Genomic DNA, 20,363 nt, shown 5'->3' with positions numbered 1-20,363 from the left:
GGATTGAAATACCATGTCATTATTCATGTGTGATTTCTTACTAGCCTTCTCAATCTTCCGCAACATCATTCAGCCCTGTGCTACCGAATCCGCCTGTGCCCCGTTCGGTTTCGCTGAGCTTTTCTGCCTGAACCAGTTCCACGTCCGGATCCTTCACAATGAGCATCTGGGCGATCCGATCGCCGTCACCTATCCCCTCCACGCCAGTTCTTCCTTCCATGACATTGCGCACATTGTCTAGGATGATGTTGACCTCTCCCCTATAGTCAGAGTCAATTAGTCCAGTACTGTTGGAAACCCGCAAGCCCGTTTTGATTCCCATAGAGCTACGGAGTAGTATTTCTGCGTGGTATCCTTCTGGCAGCTCAATGGCAAACCCCAGGGGAACCTTTATCCCTTTTTCCCCTGGGAACATCCAGCGAAGGTAATCAACCCTGGCATAGCAATCCCAGGCTGCAGCCCCCGCAGTCTTCTTTTTCGGCATACGTCCGCCGGGCATCAGTTTGATTTTTACCTGTTCCGTCATTTTCCATTCTCCTCCTTCAGTGTCAAGTTCTCAGCCGCATGTCTTACCCGCTCAACCGCAGGCTGATAGTCTTTTATCCATAAGGGCAAACTGTCAGTTTAAGGCATTTTTGTCCGTTGCTGGCACCACAGGTTACAAACGGCCAAAGCCTTTCATAGCGCTGGAACTCCTTTGGGCTTGCCCATCGGCATCCGGTGCAGCGCTTCTTGATTCTGGTTTCCTGCTTTTTAGTATCTGCAGCATTCATGGCTTTCCTCCCGCTTCCCATTCCCGGTAGAGCCGGAACCAATCGTCGGCACCCATGGTCACCTTCCAGCCGGTCCCGTTTTTCCGGTGGAACACGGTCGGAATGCTTCCGGTAGTCTTTTTCGCATCTCTTGAAGCCTGGGCCAGAGCATCGTCTAGGTTCAGGCGCTCCACCCGTTTGACTTCGATGTGAATGCCAGGCAGCCCCACCACATCGGCAGTGCCATCTTCATTGTTTCCACAGTACTGGGCAGAGCGCCTTGCTTCATAGCCCTGGGCCCGGCAGAGTCGGACCACTTCCAGCTCACCGTTCTTGCCTTTCTTCTTTCCGTTGACCATACTGCCATCTCCTAGAATGGGATTTCTTCGTCAAATTCGAATCCAGGTTCTCCCGTAACATCCTGTCCCATGCTTTCAAAGCCTCGCTGAGGTGGCTGGCTTTGGATCTGAGGCGCTTTTTCTTTTCGCTCGATGAATTCCACTCGTTCGGCAATAACTTCCGCCACATACTGTCTTTTGCCTTCTCTATCGTTATAACTCCGAATCTGCAGCCGTCCTTCGATTAGAGCTCTCTGCCCTTTGTTCAAATTGTTGCCGGCTATTTCTGCGGTTTTATTCCAGGCTACGATGTTGATGAAATCCGCTTCTCTCTTTCCATCCCTTCCTACCGGCCTATCTACTGCCAGAGTAAAAGCGCATACCGTCTTTCCGGTAGTCGTAACTCTAACTTCCGGATCCTTCACAAGGCGCCCTAACAATACAACTCGGTTCATTTTCTCGGCCTCCTTACCTAAACTTTTTCTGGAAGCAGCTGCTTCCTCTTCTCTCGTAGTAATCCAGGTCCATATCCGGAGAGCAGCACTTCCCATGCTCTGCAGGCCATCTCCCGATTATGATCTGTTTTGCTGCCTGCGCCCGTTCCGTGGGCTTGCCGTTCTCCGTTTCCTCGGCAATCTCTTTCAGCCTGGATCCATCAAGTCTTTCCAGTTCCAGCAATTCCTGTTTTGACAGCATCTCTATCCCCCCTAGAAGATCATTGCCGCTATTAGCTGTCCCAAAAGAGTGGCTGCGGCCACCAGGATCATCCCACAGATAACAGCTAATGCCATACAAGCCACATACTTTTTTTCGCTCATCAACTAACCACCCTCAGGTCTTGTTCTTCTTCCTGGTCAAACAAGTTCTGCTGTGCCCGTTCTCCCTGTACGTATTTCTCAGCCTGGGTGAAAAGCTCCTGGATATCAAGCGGAATTGTCTTGCCCAAACAATCCTGGTCCACAGAAGGCAGCGAAATCGTCAGGTAGTCCCCGATATACGGATCGTACACCTTGCCTGTCAGTGAAAAGGTCGTTTTGTCTTTCCCTTCATGGGCTGAAATGCTGCTTACATAGACCCGTTCCATCGGATCAGCTCCTTTAACCGTCTCTGCCGGCTGCATGGCTGCTAAGATGCAGAAATCTTTTCTTAGAGTTTTGAATGCTGCGTCAAATTCCGGCAGCCCCGGTTCATCACAGGACAGTGTAACCACATTCATGAACACCCCTTTCGTTTCCTGGTACTTGATCACATACGTGCTCAAATCTTTGGGATCGTTCTTCACACTCAAAATCTTGATCATTCGATTTTCCTCCGTTCTTTCTCTTGCACCTTTTGGGTCAAAAGGTGTTGTGCAGTCCTGGACACAAGAGCCTGTACTTTTCCATCTGCCAAGGTAGTTCTCATTCTCCGGGTCGTTTCTTTGCGCTCTGTGTTGTTCTGGTACATCCGCAGAAATGTATCCCGTACCCGCGGCACATCACTTTCCAGCATGTTGCAGATGCTCTGCCAGCCCATGCATTCCACCGTTTTTTGGACCATCGGGTCTTTGAACACGGGCTTCCGGTAAGGGCCAACGGCTCCGATGGCTTTGTAGACTTCTGCCCAGCCCTGTTCTGCGTTGGGCAGCTCAATTCCCCGAGCATACTGCCACACCAGCTTTGATTCTTCGATGATTTCGGCAATCGTCGGCAGGAATCTCGACTGCTTGATCACATTCACCACAGCCTTTTTCAGCACTTCGTCAGGGATCTCTTTCAGGCAGATCCCGTACACCCGTGCCTGCTCATCGGTGAATTTCGGGTAAGCGCATTTGATCAGCGCAAGTGCTTCATCCATCGGCATCCTCCACTTCTGCGATCCAATCCGCATAGTTCCGTTCTCCCAGATCCTCCGTTGCCTTTCTGGCCTGGTTCAGCGCCCCCTCGATTCCTCCGAGTCGGGATACACTCTCCCCTTTGAGCGGGAAAAAGCCTTGCCAGGAATTCATGGTGCTCTGGTCCGCAATGGCTGCCATCAGGTCCTGGTCTCCCTGCGCCAGGGTATTGAGCCTTTTGAGCGCCAGTTCAGTAGCGCGGGTAGTCAGAGGCTTCCGGATTCTGGTGCGCATTTCCATCCAACCGATCAAGGATGCTTTAAGTTCTGCATTGTCACCAGCGAAGAGGCGAATCAAATCAAGGGGCGTGTTTTCTTTTTTCTCTTTTTCTTTTCTAGTCTTAGTCTTGTCTTTATCTAGTCTAGGTATGGTATCACTTTGCGTATCATCCAAGCGACACTTTGCGTCTTCCTTGTGTATCACGCAAGTATCACTTTGCGTATCAATTTGCGTCTCTTTAAGGAACGCAAATGGGATAATATGGTATAATGCGGCCTGATTTCCTTTGCGTACGGTGACCTTTATTCTTCCTGCTTGTTGGAGAGCGTTTCTTGCCCGAATGATGGCCTGCTTGCTCAGACCTGTGTCCAATTCTAACGCTGATATGGCCAGATTGAATTCCGTCCGCCAGCCGGTGCGGTTGCAATAATGCATCAATGCAAACCAAAGGACACGTGCGGTGGTTGGGACAGGATTCGTAATCAGCCAATCGTGGAAAGAATTGATTTCATCCAGATATTTAATCTCCAAAACGCTCACCTCCTTACTTCCAGGATTCTTTCAACCCTTCTAACTCTGTGGGAGTCATTGTTTCGATTCCCAGTCCTTTTGCTTCTTCTACCAGATCATCTATGAGCCGGCCCATTTCAAACCGGTCATAGGTGCTTGACCCGTAGTAAGCAACTATATCCGTTGTTTCTCCATCCGTGCCCATGGGCTCAGCTACCCAACCCAGCCCATTTGCATGCCACCGTTCTACAAACCTTTCGACAGCGTAGCTCATAACACGCACGATGTTGAAACTTCCTACTTTTTGGATTTCCTGCCGGTACACCTCCTCTTTACTTGTCCGAAGTACTTCTGCAATCTTTTGCATTAGAACCCAGGCATAAGCATTTGCCGAAAGGCTGCGTTGCCGTTTGACTGGATCCATGGAAAGGGTGTATTTCTTTTTCCCCTCGTTAATCTTTTTTACCAAGTCAATAACAGCCTGTTTATCTTCTGGCTCTACATTGACCACCAGTTTCATCTTCCGGCTGAGAGGATCCGCTACAGCCTGTTCTACATTTACCAGCTTCATAAGTAGTTTCTCCCAATCAGTTTCAAAAATTCTTCCCGGGTGTGTGTCTTCTCAAACTCTTCCTGGCATTTCCTTTTTAGGAACAGATCCAGGCATTTGTTGAAATGCACTCCGCCATTGCCGGTATGATGATCCCTGCAAAGCGGGACAATGAAGCCATTTGCCTCACTGACCCGTCTGTTTGCAGTTCCGTAATACACATGATGGATGGCCTCTCTGGGCCTTCCACAGAAGATGCAGCGGTCCAGATCATTGGTTATAATTGAGACTCTGCTGCCCATTGCTGTACATCTTCTCCTTTTTCAGCTGCAGCTGATGCATACAGGCTTGCCATTGCTGCTGGTTCAGCTGCGGAATGCTCGGTGCTCCTGTCCATCTCAGCATATTGGTAATTCTAGTTTCCAGGTTCAGCATGCTGCCCTGCTGGGTTTCATCAAACAATCGTTTCAACTGATCAATTTGAGATTGTGAGATGGCCTGATTGACTGCTCTTTGAACCCGGCTGCGTTCTGCTTCCTGGTTGTCTCTAGCATCTGCATCCTGAATATCGTCCAGGAGGAACAACCCTCCCAGCGCATATTTTCGGGCATAACTGCTGCAAGCGCCAGTGATCTGAGAAGAATCCATTCCCTTTCTTTCGTCTTCTTCCCTGGCATATCCGATATTCTCTGCCCATGCATCACTTTCACAGTCACGAAGGCAGGCGGTCGCTCGAAGATAAAATCGCTCTTTAATACGAATAACTTCATCAGTTATCCTCATGGCAACTTTGTATTTCTTCAAAAGAGGTTTCAGTGCTGCCTGGATATCCTCTACGCTGCGGTAATTATATTTACCGTAGTTGTTGTACTGGTTCTTCGGGACACTGAGCTCATTTTGGATACAGGTCAGCTTCACGAAAAAGTCCATCGGTTTTGTCGCTTCCACCTGTGGCTTTTCGGTTTCTGCCTGAGGCTCCTGAACAGTCGCTCCTACCTGTTGTTTTTCTTCTGTCATCTTAGCCCACCTCCATGTAGAATTTGTCCGGTTGCTGCTCAACCGTAACACCAGGAATGATTTCTCCGTCCTGGCTAATCAAATGATCGCCGTCAACAGTGCAGCCTTTCTTCAAGTTTGCCCAGTCTACGGATTTCTTGATTTTTACACAATCAGGCAGTTCTTTCTCTGCATACTCTAATAAGGTCGCTTCATCTCTCTGAAACTTGGCCGGTGACTTTCGGAATCCAAATTTTCCGTTAGGAAGAGAGATGCTGCGTTTTTTCTTTCCCTCCAGTTGAGTCTCTGCATACATTTGTAGCAGCGCAGAAAGATGTTCCTGGGCATCCATCAATGGACGAGTTCGTTTTTCCAGGTATTCGTCTAAGCTTTTCTTCTTGGCTTCTACAAACCGCAGTACATCCTCAATTTCTGCTTCTTTCTCCCGGATTTTTCCTAAGCACCAGTCTGCTTCTTTGGCGGTTTTGGGTTTCCACACCTCCTTATTCACATAAGTCGGAGCTGTTTCTTCCAAGAAATCTTTTTCGTAATCCATTACATTAATTTCCCTTTTCATTTCTAGCCTCCCATGTTATAATAATTATGAAGTGCGTGCTCCAATTACCTTATGGTGGCCATCAGATCTCCACTGATGGTCATTTTTTTATTGGGAAAATCATACGGTCATCAGCCCTACTAGAATAACCAGCCCCATCACCGTTGCTGATATACCAGCCATGAAACCCTGGAACCTGGGAGGCCATTCCCGAATATCGTCAATCACAATGCCGGCCAGAATGTAAATCCAAAACACCGGAGCCAGCAGCAATTCAGCAATCCTGTAATCCCTCTTCATTTTCTTTCTCTCCTTCCGCGGAATCGAACCCATCATTCATGCTGTCCAATACCTTGGCAGCTTTGTCTCTCATATCTGTCCATTTCTGGATATTGATAATTGCTACGCCTGCGTTTTCCAGGGTATCGGTAGCCTGGCACATGTCAGCAATACTATCCAGCAGCGCATCTACCTGATTAAAGAATTCATCGTCCACTTTGTAAACCATTATGCTTCCCTCCTAATCAGCGTTTTCAGATCCATGTCCAGTGTTTCTGCAATCTTCCACCAAGTTTCAATGGTAAATCTTCTATAACCTTTTAGAGCCTTAGCCAGGTGCCCCTCACACAGCCCCAGGTTCTGTTCAAACTGCCGAACCGACAGTCCTTTTTGTTTACGGATCCGTTCCAGATTCTGCAATCCCTGCTCCGTTTCTTCCGGACTGATCTTCTGAATCACAGCTTTGGGCGGTTTGATCAAATCACTGAGCTTCTTGCCAAGAGCCTTGGCCAACAACCGCAAATTTTCAGGAGTTGACTCCCGAATAATTCCTGACTCAAAGCAGCAGATCCATGTGGGGCTGAGTCCAATAGCTGCACTGAGCCGGCGTCCGGACAACCCTTTCACGATCCGGTAGTACCTGACGTTAGCCCGGATATTCTCAATCATTTCTGCGTCCGTTACAAACCGCCTTCTTTCAAAGCTTCCAACATTCTTGACGTTGTTCCTTTCAGAATGGTTTCAAGCTTCTGGATCCTTGCGTCTTTGTTCTTTAGCTCAGCTTCCAGCTCTTTGAAACGGAAAGGCGTGTATTCCTGAGCATTGCTCCCTTCTCCTGCAAGGGCATACACATCTTTTGCTCTGAATCTCACTCCTGGCAGATCATGTAGCTGCGGAAGGATGTTGTGATCTCTCAGGTAGTAAACGCTTGAAAGACCGATATTCAAGACTTCAGCCGTTTCCGTGGCTGTCAGTACCAACTTGTCTTTCATAATTGGCTCCTTTCTCTTTTTTCACCTGCGCTTTCTGCTATAATTTAAGAAGCAGAAAGAAGGTGTCTTTTATGAAGTTTGACTTTGACTCAGATGGTTTTATGCGTAAAATCAGAGCAGAGCTCTCTCAAGCAGTTAAAGCTGATTTAAAAAAGCATGGGCAAGATGCGCCTTGCCCGAATTGTGAAAAAACAATCAAGATAAAACCGCCACGATGTAAGTGCCCTTATTGCGGGGCTATCATTAATGTGAAGACAACCTTTTAACCTTTGACTTCACTTCAACATTTAAGAAAGCAATTTCATCCGACAATGATTTTGCTTTTCTTAAATGTTTGAATAACTTCTTTACTTTTTTCTTATAGGGTTTTAATCCTTTTGTTTTTGTTTGCAGTGTAACTGAAATTGCCATTGAACTCTCCCTTCATAATTATCCTTTCGTCTGATATAATGCCAGGAGAAAGGATGTGCTCAAAATAAAACGCGATTTAGATTTAATCCGTAGAATCATGTTACAAATAGAAGCCTCTGATAGCACTTCCCTTACTGCTGCCGATTTCAAAAACTTATGCAGCAATAAGGATAGTCTCTATTACAATGTCCATATGATGTATCAGGCTGGATTGATAGACGCCGTTGATATAAGACGCTATGATAATGTGTTCCCACAGTATCAAATCAAATGTCTGTCTAACTCAGGCTGTGAGTACCTTGATACCATTCGGAATGGATTTGTATGGAGGAAAACCAAGGCATCGCTCAAGCCCGTTGGGGGTGCGGCTTCGCTTGAGGTAGTACAAGAGATTGCGAGGAAGATCCTTATAAAACATCTTGAGACTCATTAGTCGTAAAAATCAACCTTGAAAAGAAGAGTGTGGTCCGTGCTATACTCTTCTTTCATTTTGTTTATAATGGTCGTTACGTAGCTGACTGCCTTTTCTGCGGGCTCAATGGTTGTCTCAATATTAACCACAATTTCTGGCTTTTCCTCTTTGTCCGAAATAGCACTGATATTTTCTTTCTTTTCGATGCTCATGATTTTCTCCTTTTGTTTTCCTTCTGATATAATGTGATCAGAAGGGAGATGCGATACCTATGAAACCGTTTGACTCAATTAGTGTTCAGTGGCTCAATGAATATTCAAAACCACTGCAGCAGTTTTCCGATTCGATTCGTCGTCCTCTTAAATTGATGAGTGAACCTAAGCGAACACTTAAACAAACTATTGACGCCGTTACTCTCAAAGACCTTTTGCCGCCCACGTTTGAACTTCTTTCTCAGTTTAAGCAAGAGGATCGTGACCGTTTGCTTGAGTTAGCACTCCAAGCACAGCCGGTTTTTGAAGAGCAGGTTCCCGTTGAAGATGTTCCCGAGTTTGCTGAAAAAGAGGAGCGCCAGTTTAATTCTTTCTTTCCAACGTTTAGTGAATGGACACGCACAGAAAAGATGGCTGCTATCAGAACAATAATCGACATTGTCGAATTCTTGCTTACGTATTTTAAAGACTAAGCGGCCTTTTAGATGCTCTCAACCAGGCACCAGCAGCACTTTAACAAGAATCCCATTAACTTAAAATAGATTCTTTTTTCATTGCATAACTTGCCTTGTTTTTGCCATTCTTCAAGTTGCTGATTGAAGTCGGCAGTCATTTTGTTTAAACGTGCTACTATTTCTTGCTTAGTCATCTGGCCTGTATCCGCTTCTTTCAATCGCTGTTCTTCAAGCTGCCGCTTGAGATCGGTGTTTTCTGTTTTCAGTCGGTCAAGTTCATTCATAAGTTAATTCCCCCTTAGTTTGGCCCCATTAAAATTTATGAAACTTTATCCCCAGATGCTCTCGTCATTAGCAATTCCAAAACATTGCTTCTAAAAAATGCTCAGGTTGTCCCGTTTGCGTGCCCTCAACAAACTCTGAATTATGAAGTCCTTGCAATCTTCACCGATCAGATTGTTGGCGTTACCATCGGAAACTTTAATCGAAATCCTGACTGAATAACCCTTAGGGTCTTTTGCTCCCAGCAGAAGACCTTTTTTTTGTTTCCGCTTCTTCATTCCATTTCTCCATTCATCTTCATCTGAGTTAGGCGTCAGCACGATATGACAATGGGTATCAGAGCTAATGCTTGGTATGCTATGACAATGGATATCAGAGCTAATGCTTGGTACGCTATGGGTATGAGCCGTAGGCTTTGAGTACATTGGCCGGTTTTCTATTTCTTTTAGAAAATCGGCTATTTCTTTTGGCATTCCATTAATTTTCACTTCCATGATTTTTTCTTTTTTACTACTTATAGTTGTTGAACTCTTTATAAAAGATTTTCTCCATTGGAATCCCGCTATCTTTTTCTAGCCTAAGCATAATATTGAGCGGAGGTTTTCGAGCCCCATTTTCCCAGCAGCTCCAAGACTGTTGGCTGACGCCATATTTTTCAGCCATCTCTGTTTGGGTCCTTTCTCCACGGAGCTGTACAAGAAGATTTTCCATTTTATGCCTCCCTTCTCTTTAACTATCAATTGTAGTATACTACATTAAGTAGTTATATTCAATAGTTAGGTTTCGATATAATTGTTTTATTTTTACTACGTTTTGTGGTATTTTGGTGGTGTAAAAGAAAGGAGGCTGAATTTTAATGCTTAGTAATGAATTGAAAAGATTGCGTTCATTACATAAAATGACTCAGGCTGAGCTTGCTCAGAAGGTTGGATTTTCTCAACAAGCTATTGCAAGATGGGAAACAGACCGTTCTACCCCTGACCCAAATACCTTGATAAAATTATCTAAAATTTTTGATATAACCGTAGATGAACTAATCGGTAATAAGAAACCGTCTGGTGGATATTATCTAAATCCTGATACTGCCCGCTTGGCCCAAGAAATCCATGACAACCCCCAATATAAAGTACTTTTCGATGCCACAAAGCATTTAAATCCGGAATCCATCAAGGAGGTTATGAAGTTTATCGATTACCAGAAATCTAAAGAAGGCGTTGATTAAAATGAGCAAACCAATGAGAACTGTCCTTCTGCCATTGCCATATGATATCCGGAGCTTTGTCCGCGAAGATGAAAATGGCGAGCCTACTTGTTACCTCAACTCCCGTCTCAGTTACGAGATGAACAAAAAGTCTTTTGAACATGAAGAAGAACATGAAAAGCATAATGATTTGAATCGTGAACTTACCGTAACGCAGGTGGAAGTTGAAAGGCACAAAAAATAAAAGCTGTTATAATATTTTGGGTAGAGTTAAGTAAAATAGGATAAGATAACTCTAAGAAGGTGATTTTACGCACTTTTCGCCAATTTATAAGCAAAAGCTGTTGTATGCTACAAAAACGTTTTTGCTGATACTTCTTTTTAGTTTTGCTATTTGTATGTCTTGCTTTCAGTCTCCTTTATATCCTATGCACCGAATCACCCTGCTCCGTCTCATCCGCAGCGGTGTATTTCTATATGGGTCTCTGATTCTTGTCCATTTCTTGTTTCCAGATAGTAGAGAACAGCAACGCAGAGAAAGGATAGCTGGTTTCATCGCCCTCCTCTGGCTACTTCCCTATGGTCTAGTTTTTTCTCAGCTTCCAGTTTTTTTCCAAAATGATATTGGTAATTACTTTATTTTTCCTTCCGTTTTGTTTGCCTCCACTGTTGTTTTTCTGGAATTGGCATCCCACAGTAAAAAAGCCCGCAAGCCTCTTTGCTCCCTTTATACCCTTTTGCTGTTTCTGCTAGAACTGTCCAGCCTGGCCTATTGTTTTTATTTTTTCCATTACGGGAAACCCCTGGATGAAATTGCTCTGCTGTCCATTCTGGCCACCACTCCCCGGGAAGCCTACAATTACCTCAGCTCGATTTTCAGTCTGTCTCTGTTGGCAGGTGTTCTTTTGGGTCTTACAGCCGAATTTTTGTTGCTTTACCGCTGGATTGAAGCCAGCTGCCACCGTTCTGCCTGTCCAGAACTGAAAGGGAAAAAATGGGCCATTCTTCCCCTGGTACTCCTATATTTTTTCGGCAACTATCTGACTTCCATTTTTCCATCTGACAGGGTCTTCCATCTGTACCGGGAGAATGGCCCCCTCCAGGCTTTTAAAGAGCTACGCCAGAATCTGCCCCAGAATGCCCGTACCCTGAAATTGGAGACCCCAGCCTCCCAGCTTTCTGGTTCCATTGTTCTAGTACTGGGAGAAAGTGCCTGTCGGGATGATATGTCTGCTTTTGCTGATACACCCGAAAATACTACCCCTTGGGAAAAATCCCACCGGCAGGATCAATGTTTTTTCTTTTATCCCCATGCCTATTCCAATTTTCCCAACACCGTTATGGCTATAACTCAGGCCCTTACCAGTGCAAATCAATACAATCGGAAGCCCCTGAAATATTCAGTGGATATTATGACCCTGGCAAAAAAAGCCGGCTATGAAACCTATTGGATTTCCACTCAGGAGCAGAGTAGTGTTTCTGATGCGGGAATTACCGTCATTGCCCAGCAGGCTGACCACCAGGAATGGTTGCAGGAGCCGGATGAAGATATTCTGGAACCGCTTTCCCGGATTCCTGCGGGGAAAAAGAATTTTATCGTCTTGCACCTTATGGGCAGCCATTTCCGCTATGACCACCGAGTTCCCCAGGCCTATGTAGAAAAGCAGCATTGGGCCGACGTGGATAAACGGGAAAAGGCTCTTTGGTATCGTCGTTCTCTCCATTACACCGATTTTGTACTGAAGGACATTTTTGAAGAAGCCAAAAGCCTGCCTCTCCAGGCCATGATTTATGTATCCGATCATGGAGAAGATATGGAACTGACCCATACAGCTTCTCCCTTCCAATACGACATGGTCCGGATTCCGCTGTGGATTTATCTTTCTCCTTCTTATCAGCAGGCTTATCCACAAGTAAGCCAACAACTTCGGGCCCATGAAAATGCCATTTTCACCAATGATCTGCTTTTCGATACCCTTTCTGGCATCCTTCATGCACCGTCTAACTTTTACTGCCGGCAGTGCGACTTGACCAGCCCTGACTACAATATTACTCGTGACAATGCCTTAACACTGCATGGGAAAAGAAGGATTGCTGATGATTCCCGATCATAGATGTTCCTGAAGTTCAATAAAGTTTACTCTCTCCAGAGAAGAAATTCTGGGGATAAAAAATAAATGGAGGCGTTTACTATGAGAAAGATTGCTTTACTTACCGCATTGTTGGTTACTCTTTGTTCTACTGCTCTTGCCTATGTAGGCAACTCTGCCAGCCACAAGTTCCACTACGAAGGATGCAGAGCAGAGCAAAGAATCCGTGCAGATCATCGTGTTCACTTTGACACCCGTGAAGAAGCTATTGATGCAGGATACACTCCTTGTGGGATTTGCCGGCCATAATTCATCGTCCAAGACCTGTTGGTGAAAGGAAACGTAATTAAGCCATGGACAACATCATTATTTACAATACAGAAGATGGGCAATCTAACGTCCGCTTGTATGCAAAAGACGGAACAGTGTGGCTTACCCAAGCTCAAATCGCCGAGCTTTTTCAAAAAAACATATCTACCATTTCTCGCCATCTTGCTGCCATTTTCGATGAAAATGAGCTAGAACAGGAAAGCAATTTGCGTTTTATGCAAATTGCAAATTCCGACAAACCAGGATATTCGAGCCAGTGAAAAAGGTTCTATCAAAAGCTGCGTGACCTCTTTGCTCTTTCCTCTGACTATGATAAAACAGATAAGTCCACAAAATGGTTACCTTAGGCAGCTATGCTGGAAGATCTTCCTACTCCAGATAAGAGTATTAAGCAGATCGAAAAAGAGCAAAAGAAACTGCTGAAGGAAAAATAATACAAAGAAAAAGTATTGACAAAGTTGCCAGGATGCTTTACTATTAAAGTACATCGAATTTGATGTTGCATATGGTTGTCTAATCCTTGGCAGTAAGCCACTCTATTTATCCAGAGTCGGCCGACCCCAAGGATTTTTGTTTTACCAGGAAAGGATGATTAGTAATGGAAAATGTAGCGATTTTAGTTGATGGTGCTTTTTTCATTAAAAGAGCCTTACATATCTTCGGAAAATTAACACCAGATGAACTGGCTAGCAAACTCTGCTCGTATTCCGAAAAACACCTTGCTAGAGACCGAAAGGGCGAACGGAATAAATTATATCGTATTTTCTTTTATGATTGCCCTCCACTTCAAAACAAGGTATTCCATCCATACCATCAACAACAGATTGATATGGCTAAATCTGAAAGGAGTATTTGGAGGCTTCAATTTCATGATGAGCTGCGAAAAAAAAGAAAAATGGCTTTACGTCTTGGCAGGATTGATGACATAAATGTCACTTGGAGAATAAACTATGATAAAATCAAGAAGTTGTGTTCTGGTCGATTAAAATGGCACGACTTGAAGGAAGAAGATTTTTCCATGGATGTCAAGCAAAAAGGAGTAGATATGCGTATTGGAATTGATATTACTTCTTTAGCTTTAAAAAAAACAGGTTACCCAAATTGTTCTTATTTCAGGGGATAGCGATTTTGTCCCAGCTGCCAAATTTGCTCGCCGTGAAGGCATTGATTTTATTCTTGATCCTATGTGGGCCCCTATAAAAGAAGATCTCTATGAGCATATTGATGGCCTACGGTCCACTTTCCCCAAACCTTGTAACAAGAAAAAGTTAGAATCGAGTTACTAACATACTGCTAGTCTCAATCTAAAGAGGAGGATATTCCAATGCATGCTTATTACTTTAAATCTAGTGTAGGTGTTTTTAGGATTTTTCCATTTAGAGGCAACTTTTGGCTAGAGATAGATAGAGGTATGTACAGCGCTTATATATCTCCTGAAGAAGCAGCCATCGATGTTTACATGCACACCACTGGCCATAATGGTTGGGACAAGTTAAAGGGCATTGAAGAGGCCCCTGAAGATTTGTCTGGTTGGAGATATTTATAAAGATATGCTAGGTGTAGAATTCCATGGTGAAAAGAAGGAATAGGACGCAAAAATCCCTGTTGGTAGGATACGCGGCTACCAACAGGGAAAACGTAATCTCAGGCCGGAAAGAGAGATTACGTTTTTATTTTATCATACAATTTCTTTTACTGCTATAGGAACTGGACTGCAAACAGAAAACTAGACGAGTTTACAGACTTCAGTTCAACCTGGGCAAGATTTTTAAAACAAAGGACCCTGCCAGCACTGCGGTAACTGGCAGGGGGAGAAAGATTGTAAGTCTACCTGTCCAAAGGAAACTTACAAAGCAAGTATATCACGGAAATTCTTTTTTATCCATCAGAAAAATAATGAAGAAAATCAAAAGTTAAGCTTAATTTGCCGTGGTGCCTCTCTCAACTCAATCACATGGGTAACAACATATTCAGTAGCCAGTTTACCATTTCGGATTGTCTGGTGGATATAATACTTGATCCGTAAAGTGTCACCCTTTCGGAAAGCTAAATCCCGCCGTTCCACTTGTTTTAAAAAGTCGTCGTCTTCAATAGATGCCCAAAAAGTATTATTTCCATCGGAAAGACGCCATTTCCCTAGTTCAAAATTGACTGTAATAATCCGCGCCAGCATTTCCATTTCTGAAGTTTTCTGGTCCATATCAGCTTCTTCTTCTGCTGGTGGGGCTTTAAAAATATCTACTTCCATCTTATTAATGTCAACTAATGGGGCTTTGGCGTCTGGCCTATTTGGATCTCGTAAAGAAAATGAGTCAATTCCCGATTGTTTTAGCGGATCAACAATTTTCTCTATACTCAGCCTGCAATCTACGTTCATAAAGACCTTCAACGTATTGGGGGTCGTCAGAATGGTTTCCCCATCATCCAACATCATTTCCACGCGGTTCTCTTTAGAATCAATCTTCTTGATTTTCCGTGCGCCAATCTTCTTCACTAGGGCAAAGATTCCCCCGCCAACAGCCGTGAGGGTTGGCCCCCATCCCAAAACAGTCATTAAATCACTCAGCCCATTAGCTTGAGCCCCAGAGACAAACATTTTCAGCTGCTCTGCAAAGTCAAGGTTCAATAGAAAAGTGATATCAAATGAGCCCTTATTCAAACTGTCCTGGTTCAGTAAGACCTTGATTTGTCTTTCTCCACCTATGGCCTTATAAGCATTTTCAACCAATTCCGAAAAAGCTAACAGAGCCGGGGCTAGGTCCCGTACAGGCATGGTTCCATCATCCAAAGCTTTCCCAGAGTAAGCGATTCTGGCTTTTTTGATTTCACTCACTAGTGCCATCCCCTTTCTCTGTATTGGCCCATTTGCTTTTATTATAACAAATCAGACAGGCTCTGAAAATATTTTTCTTTTTTTGTATATAGTTTACTGTTTGCTAGAAGGAGGCTATTCTTATGGAATATAGTTTCAGTTACCGTGAAAGAAACGGTAGTATCTGCCTAGTCCTGTCCTACAAAATTGGAAACAGGTGGAAACAGAAAACCAAGCAGGGCTTTAAGACACAAAGAGAGGCTAAAAAGCACCAGGATGAATTACTAAGGCTAGCCAGAAAAGAAGTAGGCTTTGATCTAGATCCGACTCTAAGGGGAATCACTCTTAGAAAATTCTGGGCGATCTACGAAAGGGATAAAAGCCAGGAGCTAACTTTCAGCACGCTCTGGACTTACAAGGCAGGTTTAGAGAATTTTACTTCTATACTGGATATCCCCTTGGTAAAACTATCCACAGCGGCTATTGTCAACGCTTTCCAACAGATTGACTTATCTACAGCCACTAAGAATCTTTCCCTGGCTGCTCTCAAAACCATTCTGGAACATGCTATGAAGATTTATAAAATCATCCCATCAAATCCGGCCCGGCCTGTATCTAGGATCCGGTTTAAAGAAAAAAAGCCTCTCCGAGCACTGAGCCGTAAAGAACTGCACCAGCTGATTGAAGGAGTCAAAGACTATCGTGCGGACGTATACCTGCTAATTCTGATAGCAGCTACTACAGGAATGCGATGTGGCGAAGCTCTGGGGATTACTTGGGACAACATCGACTTCAACAAGCAGACCATTACCATTAATAAGCAATGGGGTTCCGTAGCTCATGGGGTGCAAGGGTTTAAGCCCTGTAAGACTAGAAACAGCTATCGAACGCTCCCTGTCTCAGCAAGTCTGCTCCACGAGTTAAAAGTATGGCATGACTTTCGGCCTCTGCCGCTTGACGGTAGAGTTTTTGGCGGGCTCTCCTCTCTCTACATTGCTACCCTGGCTGGTGAATACATTAGAAAGCATTTTCCAGGTCGTACTTTCCATAGTTTGCGCCATACCTTTGCTACGCTGCTGCTATCTGAAACAGGTGATGTAAATTTGGTTGCTGGTGTTCTAGGTGATACGATTCAAACAGTATCTGCTACCTATCTGGACTACACTCAAGATGTACGGGACCGAGCGGCCAAAACTGTCCAGCGTCTCTTTTAATTTTTGTCGTATTTTTGTCGTCATGTCATTAATTCCCTTATTTCATGCGGTTATAGGCTAAAATTTTGTAATATCTTATTATATAATATAAGTGGGAAAATGCCTAGCCTCCCTGCTCCTTCCTTCCGGAAATTCTGCCGCATCTGCTGACTTTTTTCAAAAACGGCTTGACATTCCATCCTGGATTCCGTATAATAATAACTGTTCGGTAATGACTCCGTAGCTCAGCTGGATAGAGCGTTTGGCTACGAACCAAAAGGTCGAGTGTTCGAATCACTCCGGGGCCACCAATAAAATGTACAGAAGCTGTTGCAGATGCAACAGCTTCTTTTTTTCTGCCGCACCATTTGAAACAGAAAATGTAAAGTTTTCTTTCGCTTTCTGATTTTTCTTGCATATTTCCAGAAAAATGCTATGATAGAGCCAAGAAAGGGAATTCAATCAAAGACAGGGAATGATTGGGTTTTCCGTAAGACAGGAGGGGTTTCCAATGGGCCTAAATAAGAAGATCGCGAAAGCAATCGTTGCCGGAGTGGTTGTTGCTTCCTCTTTTGGTACGGTTGTTCCCGCAATGGCTGCACCAGCCGTGAAAGATACCATTGCCAGCAAACAGGCTGCAATTGATGCTGCAGCGAAGGTCGTACCGCCTGAAGCGGTGCTGACAAGCGCAAAGACGGATGATGCAAAATTTGATCTGGAGTACCTGGTTCCCGATACCCTGCAGCGGTACGAGATCGTTGTAGATCGGTCCACCAGCAAAGTACAGAGTGCCGTCATCAAGACGTCCAATTATCCCGGATCCGTTACGGTGAGCAAAACGGAAGCTGATGTAAAAGGAACCATATTGGCAGACTATCCGGATGCCAAAAACATTGTGGTCACGAAATATACAGACGATAAAAGCGGTACACCGTTTGTGATTTACAAAGCCACTTTCGAAACTGCGACCCTCACCGGGACCGCACTTTTGAACCCGGCAACTGCGTTGATCGGTTATCAGGAATTGAAATTCAAGTAAGTCAATTGATTTTTGGGGTGAGTCCAAAATACAGGATCGTGATGTAACGAAAGAAAGCAGTTTTTGAGGTGAGTCCAAAATACAATTGAGTTCGGAAGAAACCTGTACAACTGAATATGGCTGATCCCAGGAGCGGTAAGCTGGCTCCTGGGATTATTTTTATGACCTTCGTTTTGTGTGAAGCAGGCGCCTCTGGCGGCATTTTGCCAAAGGCAAAAGCCTGGAAACTCCCCTATGGTTCCGCGCTCTGTGCCCTCTGCACGCTTTCTTTTTTCTTGCTTTTTTCTGTTTCACACGTTACAATATCCATAATCTGCTCCCTGCGTACAAGGTGAACCGAGTACTAAGGCAGTACAGGAACGAATCACAGGGGAGCTGCGGCCTTTTTCAGGCCGGGCTCCTTTTTCTATTTCAGAGGGAGCGAAGGGGAGGAAAAAATGACCATACCGTACAATCCTGCATCTCCGAAAGCGGATGAATTCATCAACCACCAGGAAATCCTGGACACCCTGGCCTTTGCAGACGAACGCAGCCATGACTTGGACTACTGCCGGAGCCTTCTGGAAAAGGCCCGTACCTTGAAAGGTCTCACCCATCGGGAAGCTTCCGTGCTCCTGGCCTGTGAAGACCCCTCCATCCTGGAAGGGATCTACGGCCTGGCCCGGGAAATCAAGGACAAGATCTATGGCCAGCGGATTGTGCTCTTTGCTCCTCTGTATCTGTCCAATTACTGCGTCAACGGGTGTGTGTACTGTCCCTACCACATGAAGAACAAACACATTGCCCGGAAAAAGCTCACCCAGGACGAAATCCGCAGAGAAGTCATCGCCCTCCAGGATATGGGCCACAAACGGCTGGCCCTGGAAGCCGGGGAAGACCCGGTGAACAATCCCATTGAATACATCCTGGAATGCATCCACACCATCTACAGCATCAAACACAAAAACGGTGCCATCCGCCGGGTAAATGTGAATATCGCCGCCACCACTGTGGAAAATTACCGGAAGCTGAAGGAAGCCGGCATCGGCACCTACATCCTATTCCAGGAAACCTATCATAAAGAAAATTATGAAAAACTTCATCCCACCGGTCCCAAACACGACTATGCCTACCATACGGAAGCCATGGACCGGGCCATGGAGGGCGGTATCGACGACGTGGGGGTAGGAGTACTGTTCGGTCTGAACATGTACCGGTATGACTTTGCCGGTCTCCTGATGCACAAGGAACATTTAGAAGCCATGTTCGGAGTAGGACCCCACACCATCAGCGTGCCCCGGATCCGTCCAGCTGATGACATTTCCGTCCAGTCTTTCCCCAATGCCATTTCTGATGCCATGTTCAAGAAAATCGTAGCCATCCTGCGGATCACCGTTCCCTATACGGGCATCATCATCTCTACCCGGGAATCCGCTGCCACCCGAAAGGCTGTACTGGAAGTGGGCGTTTCCCAGATCAGCGGGGCTTCCCGGACCAGCGTGGGAGGATATGCCGAAGAGGAAGAGGAAGATTCTGCCCAATTTGAGGTGAACGACAACCGGACCCTGGATCAGGTGATCAATTGGCTCCTCACCGACGGATACATCCCCAGCTTCTGCACTGCCTGCTACCGGGCCGGCCGCACCGGGGACCGGTTCATGAGCTTGGCCAAGACGGGAGAAATCTCCAACTGCTGCCAGCCCAATGCCCTTCTGACCCTCCGGGAATACCTGGACGACTACGCTTCCCCGGAAACCCGGCAGAAAGGTATGGAAGCCATCCGGCGGGAGCTGGACAATATTCCCAATCCAAAAGTCCGCACCACCTGTGAGACCTATCTCCAGAAGATCGATGGAGGAGAGCGGGATTTTCGGTTCTGACAGTAAAAAAACGGCTGCCTGATAGCAGCCGTTTTTTTGTCGCGGGTCTCGGGTCGCGAGCCTGGACGTTCAAACCGTTTGTTTTTTTCTATAAATGACAAGAGAAAATCGAATGAAATCTGGAAAGCAGATCTTCGGGCTGTACCAACAAGCCTGCGACTTACGACTCGCGACCGGGGGTGAATTTTCACCCGCCTTTACCAGCTCCTGCTGGAGCCCCCTCCTCCTCCGGAACCACCCCCGTAACTGCCGCCTCCAAAGCCTCCTCCTCCGAAGCCGCCGCCTCCGCGGCCACCGCCCCGGAAGAAGAACAGATAGAAGAGGAAACGGAACAGAGCGCCTCCGAAAAGGATCCGATCTACCAAAAGCAGGATCAAGATCCCCAGGAGCCCGGCCCCTGCCATAAGGGGCGATACAGTTACACTGCTCCCCTGCTTGGCCGGCAGGGTCTTTTCCACCTGCAGGTCCTGGGGAGTGAGGTTGTAATCCTTCAGCACCGTCTGGAGAAGGGCCGAATAGGCATTGAGGATGCCCCGGTCATAGTCCCCCTGACGGAAATAGGGCAGCATGGCTTGGTCCTGGATCCGTCCCGTCAAGCCGTCGGGCAGAGCGCCTTCCAATCCGTATCCTACTTCGATCCGGCTTTTCCGGTCCTGGACCGCTACCAGCAGCAGGACCCCGTTGTTTTTTTCTTTGTCCCCGATCCCCCATTGACGGAGTACTGTCAGAGAATAGTCTTCCAGTGCCTGTCCCTGCAGACTGGGCACCGTCAGCACCACGATCTGTGCCTTGGTCTTCCGGGCCAGGGCCGTACTGTAAGCACTGATGGTATCCCGGGTGCTCCGAGACAGGACACCTGCCTGATCCTGGACATAGATGCTGGAAGTGGGCCGAGGCGGGACCTTGGCCGCCGCACCAGCTTGGAGCGGCGTAAAGGCCATCTGAAAGAACAGCAGCAGGAACAGCAACAGCCTTTTCATAGGCTTCCTCCTTTCACGCTGC

34 protein-coding genes and 1 tRNA gene are annotated in these 20,363 nt (G+C 45.9%); 14 read left to right on the top strand and 21 right to left on the bottom strand.

The features are described from left to right. Positions 1-49 precede the first annotated feature (49 nt). From dut to BQ2657_RS04040, 15 genes are all read right to left on the bottom strand, one after another. Positions 50-526: a dUTP diphosphatase gene (dut, locus tag BQ2657_RS04110; protein ID WP_075579491.1), complete on the bottom strand. Its 477-nt coding sequence runs from the start codon at positions 524-526 to the stop codon at positions 50-52. Positions 527-599: 73 nt separating this feature from the next. After that, complete coding sequence (locus BQ2657_RS12970) at positions 600-773, bottom strand: hypothetical protein (RefSeq protein WP_154667104.1); 174 nt, start codon at positions 771-773, stop codon at positions 600-602. Further along, positions 770-1,111, bottom strand: a complete 342-nt coding sequence (locus tag BQ2657_RS04105; protein WP_075579490.1) for a hypothetical protein — start codon at positions 1,109-1,111, stop codon at positions 770-772. The genes BQ2657_RS12970 and BQ2657_RS04105 overlap by 4 nt, the downstream gene beginning before the upstream one ends. A gap of 11 nt (positions 1,112-1,122) precedes the next feature. Next, a complete protein-coding gene (locus tag BQ2657_RS04100) occupies positions 1,123-1,545 on the bottom strand; it encodes a single-stranded DNA-binding protein (protein ID WP_075579489.1) in 423 nt (140 codons plus the stop codon). A 13-nt stretch (positions 1,546-1,558) separates the two neighbouring features. Beyond that, entirely contained in the window at positions 1,559-1,786 is a 228-nt protein-coding gene (locus tag BQ2657_RS04095; protein ID WP_075579488.1) for a hypothetical protein, read from the bottom strand. A gap of 121 nt (positions 1,787-1,907) precedes the next feature. Beyond that, the gene (locus BQ2657_RS04090) at positions 1,908-2,390 is read right to left on the bottom strand and encodes a hypothetical protein (RefSeq protein WP_075579487.1); all 483 of its coding nucleotides are present in this window, start codon (positions 2,388-2,390) and stop codon (positions 1,908-1,910) included. Beyond that, positions 2,387-2,926: a hypothetical protein gene (locus BQ2657_RS04085; protein WP_075579486.1), complete on the bottom strand. Its 540-nt coding sequence runs from the start codon at positions 2,924-2,926 to the stop codon at positions 2,387-2,389. Before BQ2657_RS04085 ends, BQ2657_RS04090 begins: the two co-directional genes overlap by 4 nt. Next, positions 2,919-3,713, bottom strand: a complete 795-nt coding sequence (locus BQ2657_RS04080) for a hypothetical protein (protein WP_075579485.1) — start codon at positions 3,711-3,713, stop codon at positions 2,919-2,921. The genes BQ2657_RS04085 and BQ2657_RS04080 overlap by 8 nt, the downstream gene beginning before the upstream one ends. A 13-nt stretch (positions 3,714-3,726) precedes the next feature. After that, positions 3,727-4,263 carry a hypothetical protein gene (locus BQ2657_RS04075; RefSeq protein WP_075579484.1) on the bottom strand — a complete coding sequence of 179 codons (537 nt, stop codon included), beginning with the start codon at positions 4,261-4,263 and terminating at the stop codon, positions 3,727-3,729. A gap of 249 nt (positions 4,264-4,512) precedes the next feature. Next, a complete protein-coding gene (locus tag BQ2657_RS04065) occupies positions 4,513-5,259 on the bottom strand; it encodes an ERF family protein (RefSeq protein WP_083236167.1) in 747 nt (248 codons plus the stop codon). A gap of 1 nt (position 5,260) precedes the next feature. Then, on the bottom strand, positions 5,261-5,815 hold the full coding sequence (locus BQ2657_RS04060) for a host-nuclease inhibitor Gam family protein (RefSeq protein ID WP_075579483.1): 555 nt from the start codon (positions 5,813-5,815) through the stop codon (positions 5,261-5,263). Positions 5,816-5,914: 99 nt separating this feature from the next. After that, entirely contained in the window at positions 5,915-6,094 is a 180-nt protein-coding gene (locus BQ2657_RS04055; RefSeq protein WP_075579482.1) for a hypothetical protein, read from the bottom strand. After that, positions 6,069-6,302 carry a hypothetical protein gene (locus BQ2657_RS04050; protein ID WP_075579481.1) on the bottom strand — a complete coding sequence of 78 codons (234 nt, stop codon included), beginning with the start codon at positions 6,300-6,302 and terminating at the stop codon, positions 6,069-6,071. Before BQ2657_RS04050 ends, BQ2657_RS04055 begins: the two co-directional genes overlap by 26 nt. Then, positions 6,302-6,742: a helix-turn-helix transcriptional regulator gene (locus BQ2657_RS04045; RefSeq protein ID WP_075579480.1), complete on the bottom strand. Its 441-nt coding sequence runs from the start codon at positions 6,740-6,742 to the stop codon at positions 6,302-6,304. Before BQ2657_RS04045 ends, BQ2657_RS04050 begins: the two co-directional genes overlap by 1 nt. Before the next feature lie 11 nt (positions 6,743-6,753). Continuing rightward, complete coding sequence (locus BQ2657_RS04040; RefSeq protein WP_075579479.1) at positions 6,754-7,065, bottom strand: DNA-binding protein; 312 nt, start codon at positions 7,063-7,065, stop codon at positions 6,754-6,756. A gap of 71 nt (positions 7,066-7,136) precedes the next feature. On the opposite strand from BQ2657_RS04040, the gene BQ2657_RS13060 reads away from it, so the two are divergent. Then, positions 7,137-7,331, top strand: a complete 195-nt coding sequence (locus BQ2657_RS13060) for a hypothetical protein (RefSeq protein WP_075579478.1) — start codon at positions 7,137-7,139, stop codon at positions 7,329-7,331. A 200-nt stretch (positions 7,332-7,531) separates the two neighbouring features. Then, a complete protein-coding gene (locus BQ2657_RS13565; protein WP_083236166.1) occupies positions 7,532-7,909 on the top strand; it encodes a DUF2513 domain-containing protein in 378 nt (125 codons plus the stop codon). On the opposite strand, the gene BQ2657_RS04025 is transcribed toward BQ2657_RS13565, so the two are convergent. After that, positions 7,906-8,100 carry a hypothetical protein gene (locus tag BQ2657_RS04025; protein ID WP_075579477.1) on the bottom strand — a complete coding sequence of 65 codons (195 nt, stop codon included), beginning with the start codon at positions 8,098-8,100 and terminating at the stop codon, positions 7,906-7,908. The genes BQ2657_RS13565 and BQ2657_RS04025 overlap by 4 nt on opposite strands. A gap of 59 nt (positions 8,101-8,159) precedes the next feature. Here BQ2657_RS04025 and BQ2657_RS04020 point away from each other — a divergent pair, with 59 nt between their 5' ends. Next, entirely contained in the window at positions 8,160-8,573 is a 414-nt protein-coding gene (locus BQ2657_RS04020; RefSeq protein ID WP_075579476.1) for a hypothetical protein, read from the top strand. Positions 8,574-8,581: 8 nt separating this feature from the next. On the opposite strand, the gene BQ2657_RS04015 is transcribed toward BQ2657_RS04020, so the two are convergent. The 3 genes from BQ2657_RS04015 to BQ2657_RS04005 all read right to left on the bottom strand — a co-directional run bounded on the left by BQ2657_RS04015 (position 8,582) and on the right by BQ2657_RS04005 (position 9,548). After that, positions 8,582-8,839, bottom strand: a complete 258-nt coding sequence (locus BQ2657_RS04015) for a hypothetical protein (RefSeq protein ID WP_075579475.1) — start codon at positions 8,837-8,839, stop codon at positions 8,582-8,584. 90 nt (positions 8,840-8,929) lie between these two features. Next, a complete protein-coding gene (locus BQ2657_RS12770) occupies positions 8,930-9,331 on the bottom strand; it encodes a hypothetical protein (RefSeq protein WP_143224832.1) in 402 nt (133 codons plus the stop codon). A 16-nt stretch (positions 9,332-9,347) separates the two neighbouring features. Continuing rightward, a complete protein-coding gene (locus BQ2657_RS04005; RefSeq protein ID WP_075579473.1) occupies positions 9,348-9,548 on the bottom strand; it encodes a helix-turn-helix transcriptional regulator in 201 nt (66 codons plus the stop codon). A 145-nt stretch (positions 9,549-9,693) separates the two neighbouring features. On the opposite strand from BQ2657_RS04005, the gene BQ2657_RS04000 reads away from it, so the two are divergent. The 7 genes from BQ2657_RS04000 (at position 9,694) to BQ2657_RS03970 (ending at position 14,004) form a co-directional block, all read left to right on the top strand. Beyond that, positions 9,694-10,059 carry a helix-turn-helix transcriptional regulator gene (locus tag BQ2657_RS04000; protein ID WP_075579472.1) on the top strand — a complete coding sequence of 122 codons (366 nt, stop codon included), beginning with the start codon at positions 9,694-9,696 and terminating at the stop codon, positions 10,057-10,059. Between the two features lies 1 nt (position 10,060). Continuing rightward, on the top strand, positions 10,061-10,282 hold the full coding sequence (locus BQ2657_RS03995) for a hypothetical protein (RefSeq protein WP_075579471.1): 222 nt from the start codon (positions 10,061-10,063) through the stop codon (positions 10,280-10,282). Between the two features lie 184 nt (positions 10,283-10,466). Continuing rightward, a complete protein-coding gene (locus BQ2657_RS03990; RefSeq protein WP_187119171.1) occupies positions 10,467-12,152 on the top strand; it encodes a sulfatase-like hydrolase/transferase in 1,686 nt (561 codons plus the stop codon). 78 nt (positions 12,153-12,230) lie between these two features. After that, on the top strand, positions 12,231-12,437 hold the full coding sequence (locus BQ2657_RS03985) for an Ada metal-binding domain-containing protein (protein ID WP_083236164.1): 207 nt from the start codon (positions 12,231-12,233) through the stop codon (positions 12,435-12,437). A 44-nt stretch (positions 12,438-12,481) separates the two neighbouring features. Then, positions 12,482-12,718, top strand: a complete 237-nt coding sequence (locus tag BQ2657_RS03980) for a hypothetical protein (RefSeq protein WP_075579468.1) — start codon at positions 12,482-12,484, stop codon at positions 12,716-12,718. Positions 12,719-13,056: 338 nt separating this feature from the next. Beyond that, the gene (locus BQ2657_RS13055) at positions 13,057-13,581 is read left to right on the top strand and encodes a PIN domain-containing protein (protein WP_198524512.1); all 525 of its coding nucleotides are present in this window, start codon (positions 13,057-13,059) and stop codon (positions 13,579-13,581) included. Between the two features lie 201 nt (positions 13,582-13,782). Further along, positions 13,783-14,004: a hypothetical protein gene (locus BQ2657_RS03970; RefSeq protein ID WP_075579467.1), complete on the top strand. Its 222-nt coding sequence runs from the start codon at positions 13,783-13,785 to the stop codon at positions 14,002-14,004. Positions 14,005-14,364: 360 nt separating this feature from the next. Here the strand turns inward: BQ2657_RS03970 and BQ2657_RS03965 are convergent, their stop codons facing one another. Continuing rightward, positions 14,365-15,291 carry an LAPAL motif-containing putative phage structural protein gene (locus tag BQ2657_RS03965; RefSeq protein ID WP_075579466.1) on the bottom strand — a complete coding sequence of 309 codons (927 nt, stop codon included), beginning with the start codon at positions 15,289-15,291 and terminating at the stop codon, positions 14,365-14,367. Positions 15,292-15,413: 122 nt separating this feature from the next. On the opposite strand from BQ2657_RS03965, the gene BQ2657_RS03960 reads away from it, so the two are divergent. The 4 genes from BQ2657_RS03960 to hydG all read left to right on the top strand — a co-directional run bounded on the left by BQ2657_RS03960 (position 15,414) and on the right by hydG (position 19,361). Continuing rightward, the gene (locus tag BQ2657_RS03960; protein WP_075579465.1) at positions 15,414-16,484 is read left to right on the top strand and encodes a site-specific integrase; all 1,071 of its coding nucleotides are present in this window, start codon (positions 15,414-15,416) and stop codon (positions 16,482-16,484) included. A gap of 213 nt (positions 16,485-16,697) precedes the next feature. Further along, positions 16,698-16,774, top strand: a tRNA-Arg gene (locus BQ2657_RS03955). A gap of 200 nt (positions 16,775-16,974) precedes the next feature. Then, entirely contained in the window at positions 16,975-17,502 is a 528-nt protein-coding gene (locus BQ2657_RS03950) for a hypothetical protein (protein WP_075579464.1), read from the top strand. A gap of 437 nt (positions 17,503-17,939) precedes the next feature. Beyond that, entirely contained in the window at positions 17,940-19,361 is a 1,422-nt protein-coding gene (gene hydG / locus BQ2657_RS03945; protein WP_075579463.1) for a [FeFe] hydrogenase H-cluster radical SAM maturase HydG, read from the top strand. Positions 19,362-19,558: 197 nt separating this feature from the next. Here hydG and BQ2657_RS13365 read toward each other — a convergent pair whose 3' ends face one another. Beyond that, positions 19,559-20,341, bottom strand: a complete 783-nt coding sequence (locus BQ2657_RS13365) for a TPM domain-containing protein (protein ID WP_075579462.1) — start codon at positions 20,339-20,341, stop codon at positions 19,559-19,561. Positions 20,342-20,363: the final 22 nt, after the last annotated feature.

It is taken from the genome of Acidaminococcus massiliensis, assembly GCF_900095825.1.
Classification (GTDB): Bacteria; Bacillota; Negativicutes; order Acidaminococcales; family Acidaminococcaceae; genus Acidaminococcus; species Acidaminococcus massiliensis.
The sequence above is the reverse complement of the archived record's forward strand: the minus strand, read 5'-3'. Positions and strand labels throughout refer to the sequence as shown.